The sequence below is a fragment of the Micromonospora endophytica genome (assembly GCF_003236305.1).
GTDB lineage: Bacteria > Actinomycetota > Actinomycetes > Mycobacteriales > Micromonosporaceae > Micromonospora > Micromonospora endophytica.
Map to the genome: position 1 here is coordinate 1 of NZ_POTX01000379.1, position 3,852 is coordinate 3,852.

The window sequence follows — 3,852 nt, forward strand, 5'->3', positions numbered from 1 at the left end:
GACTCCTGCTCCACAGGCGGATCGTCCCAACCCAACCGGCCCGCTGTCGGCCGCTTTCGGTCAGATCGCGGCGAGGTCCGTCGACGGTGTCGTGCGGCGGTCCGAGCCGGGGCTGCCGTTGCGGGCGGGACCAGCGGGCCGCGCGGTCCCGGGCCGGAGTGCCCGGCCGGGCGGGACCAGCGGGCCGTGCGCGGCGGCGGCGGATGGCAGAGGATGAAGCCGACCCGGCCCACGGCCGTACCGAGGTGCGGCACGATGAGCAGAGACGGAAAGGTCGTGAGGATGAGCCACCAGACGCCGGCTACCCACCGCCCGCTGACCACCGCCCTGGCGGAGGCCGCCGCGATGGCCGGCCACGCGCCATCGGTGCACAACACGCAACCGTGGCGCTGGCGGGTGCTGCCCGAGGCACTGGAGCTGCGGATGGTCCGTGACGCTCAGCTGACCGCCACCGACCCGGCCGGCGAGTTGGTCACGCTCAGCTGCGGTGCCGCGCTGCACCACGCCCGGCTGGCGTTGGCCGCCGAGGGGTGGACGGCGACCGTGCACCGGCTGCCCGATCCGGACGAGCCGGAGCTGCTCGCCCGCCTCACCGATCTGCGGCCCACCGGCGTCGACCCGGACGCGATGCGCACCGTGCAGTGCATGCAGGTGCGGCGCACCGACCGGCGGCCGGTCAGTGACGAGCCCGTCGCCGACGAGAGTCTGGCCGCCGTCGCCTCGGCCGCCGTCGCGGAGGGCGCCCGCCTGGAGATCCTCGACCGCGACCAGGTGCTGCAACTGGCCGCCGCCGCCTCGCACGCCGCCACGGTCGAGGCGGAGGATCCCCAGTTGCGCGAGGAACTGGCCTACTGGACCAGCCGTGCCGGCGGGACCGGGCTGACCCCGGAGGTGCTGCCCGAGCAGGCGCCGGAGACCACGGTGCCGGGACGCGACTTCGGCCGCCCCGGAAGCCTGCCGGTCGGCCCCGGGCACGACCGGGCCGCGTCGTACGGGGTGCTGCACGGCGACGAGGACACCCCGCTCAGTTGGCTGCGGGCCGGTGAGGCGCTCTCGGCGGCCTGGCTGGTCGCCACCCGGCTGGGGGTCTCGATGGTGCCGCTCAGCGGGGTGGTGGAGGTGGGCGGCACCCGACAGATCCTGCGTCAGGTGCTCGCCGGGCTGGGCCAGCCGTACCTCGTCCTGCGTCTCGGGGTCGCGGACCCGGCGCACGCCGGCCCGCCACACACGCCACGGCTGCCGCGCGACCAGGTGGTGGACACCTCGGCGGTCGACGGCCACGCCTGACCATCCGCCTGGCGGCCCGGCGCGACGTTTCGTCGCGTCCGGCCGCCGGATAGCATCGCCGGGTGACCGTCGGCGCCTCGAACCACCGGCACGAGCCTCCCTCGCTCGGGCTGAGCCCACTGTCCCGGGTCCGCCTCGACGAACTGCTCCAGGAGATGCTGGACCGGGTCGGCGAGGTGGTGACCAGCAGGGAACGGCTGCGGGCGCTGCTCGACGCGGTCGTCGGCATCGGCACCGACCTGGACCTGCGCAGCACCCTGCAACGGATCGTGCAGTCGGCCTGCGACCTGGCCGGTGCCCGGTACGGCGCACTCGGCGTGATCGGCCCGGACCGGATGCTGCACGACTTCATCACCCACGGCATCTCGCCCGAGCTGCACGCGAAGATCGGTGACCTGCCGCACGGCCGGGGCGTGCTCGGGCTGCTCATCGACGACCCGAAACCGCTGCGGATGCCGGACATCACCCAGCATCCGCGCTCGTACGGCTTCCCGCCGCACCACCCGCCGATGCACACCTTCCTCGGCGTGCCGGTGCGCATCCGCGACCAGGTCTTCGGCAACCTGTACCTGGCCGAGAAGCAGGGCGGCGCCCAGTTCAGCGAGGACGACGAGGAGATCGTCGTGGCGCTCGCGGCGGCGGCCGGCGTGGCGATCGAGAACGCCCGGCTGTACGCGCTGGCCCACCGGCGGGAACGCTGGCTCGCCGCCACCGCCGAGATCACCTCGCTGCTGCTCGGCGAGGTACGCCGCACCGACGCGCTGACTCTGGTGGCCCGCCGCGCCCGGGAGGTCGCCGAGGCCGAGCTGGCCCTGGTGCTGCTCTACGACGACGAGGCCGAACACTTCACCGTGGAGGTCGTCGACGGTGCCGGGACACAGGCCCGCGCGCTGATCGGCACGGTGTTGCCGGCCACCGACACCAGCTTCGCCGGCGCGATCGCGCAGCGGCGGCACGACTCGGTGGACGATCTCGCGCACGCCGCGCCGTGGCCGGCGATGCTGCACACCGGCCCGGCGGTGATCTCCCCGCTGGCCACCGCCGACACGCTGCACGGCGTACTGGTGATCGCGTACGGCACCGAACACGGCGGTGCGACCGACGACGACGTGGTGTTGCTGGGCAGCTTCGCCGGGCAGGCCGCGCTGGCCATGGAGCGGGCCCGGGGTCAGGAGGAGCGGGAGCAGTTGGTGGTCCTGGAGGACCGCGAGCGGATCGCCCGGGACCTGCACGACGTGGTCATCCAGCGGCTCTTCGCCACCGGCCTGCAACTGCAGAGCGCGGTGCCGCTGGCCGGCCGCCCCGAGGTGGCCAAGCGGGTGAACGCCGCGGTCGATGACCTGGACGCCACCATCTCCGACATCCGCCGGACCATCTTCGAGCTGCGCAGCCCGGTGAGCGCGGCGCTGCGTACCGAGATCCGCGAGGCGGTCGAGGTGGCCGCCGAGTCGTTGGGCTTCCGGCCCCGGGTGGAGCTGAACGGCCCGATCGACAGCGCCGTCACCGACGCGGTCCGTCCCGACCTCACCGCCGTGCTCCGTGAGGCCCTCTCCAACGTCGTACGCCACGCGCAGGCGTCGAGGGTGTCGGTGGCGGTGGCGGTGAACGCCACCCGGCTCACCCTCGTCGTCACCGACGACGGGGTGGGCTGCGACCCGGCCGCCGCCCGGGGCGGGCTGGTCAACCTGCGCGAACGCGCCGACCGCCACGGCGGCACTTTCGAGGTACGCCCAGGGCAGCCGCGCGGCACGGAGCTGTGCTGGTCGGTGCCGCTGCGGGACTGACCAGCCCTGTCCGGCCGGCGGTCGGTGCGGCCCGGCGGTCGGTGCGGCCCGGCGGTCGGTGCGGCCCGGCGGTCGGTGGCCTTGCCGAGCAGCCAGCTGGCGCCCGGACAGTGGCCTGAGGTCAGTGGCTCTTGCCGAGCAGGCGGGTGGCCAGGACAGCGGCCTGGGTTCGTCGTTCCAGGCCGAGCTTGGCCAGCACGCTGGAGACGTAGTTCTTGACCGTCTTCTCGGCCAGGAACATCTTGCCGGCGATCTCCCGGTTGGTCATCCCCTCGGCGACGTACTCGAGGATCCGCCGTTCCTGCTCGGTGAGCGCCTGCAACTCGCGTGGCTGCTCCACGCCGCTGCGGATGCGCTCCAGCACCCGCGTGGTGATCGCCGGGTCGAGCAGTGACTGGCCGGCCGCGACCCGGCGTACCGCGTCGACCAGGTCGGTGCCGCGGATCTGCTTGAGCACGTACCCGGAGGCACCGGCCATGATCGCGGCGAACAGCGCCTCGTCGTCCTCGTACGAGGTGAGGATCAACCCCTTGATCGAGGAGTCCACCGCCCGGATGTCGCGGCACACGTCGATGCCGTTGCCGTCGGGCAACCGCGCGTCGAGAATCGCCACGTCCGGTCGCAGCGCCGGGATCCGCCGGGCCGCCTCCTGGGCGGAGCCGGACTCACCGACCACCTCGATGTCCCCACTGGCACTCAGCAGGTCAGCGAGACCACGACGGACCACCTCATGGTCGTCAAGCAAGAACACCCGAATCACCCCTCCTTCCTACCCCATCCC

3 protein-coding genes are annotated in these 3,852 nt (G+C 73.5%); 2 read left to right on the top strand and 1 reads right to left on the bottom strand.

The features are described from left to right. Window positions 1-282: 282 nt before the first annotated feature. Window positions 283-1,287: an Acg family FMN-binding oxidoreductase gene (locus C1I93_RS29325; RefSeq protein WP_111246500.1), complete on the top strand. Its 1,005-nt coding sequence runs from the start codon at window positions 283-285 to the stop codon at window positions 1,285-1,287. Between the two features lie 110 nt (window positions 1,288-1,397). Then, the gene (locus C1I93_RS29330) at window positions 1,398-3,071 is read left to right on the top strand and encodes a sensor histidine kinase (protein ID WP_111246502.1); all 1,674 of its coding nucleotides are present in this window, start codon (window positions 1,398-1,400) and stop codon (window positions 3,069-3,071) included. Window positions 3,072-3,192: 121 nt separating this feature from the next. Here the strand turns inward: C1I93_RS29330 and C1I93_RS29335 are convergent, their stop codons facing one another. After that, window positions 3,193-3,831, bottom strand: a complete 639-nt coding sequence (locus C1I93_RS29335) for a response regulator (RefSeq protein ID WP_111246501.1) — start codon at window positions 3,829-3,831, stop codon at window positions 3,193-3,195. Window positions 3,832-3,852: the final 21 nt, after the last annotated feature.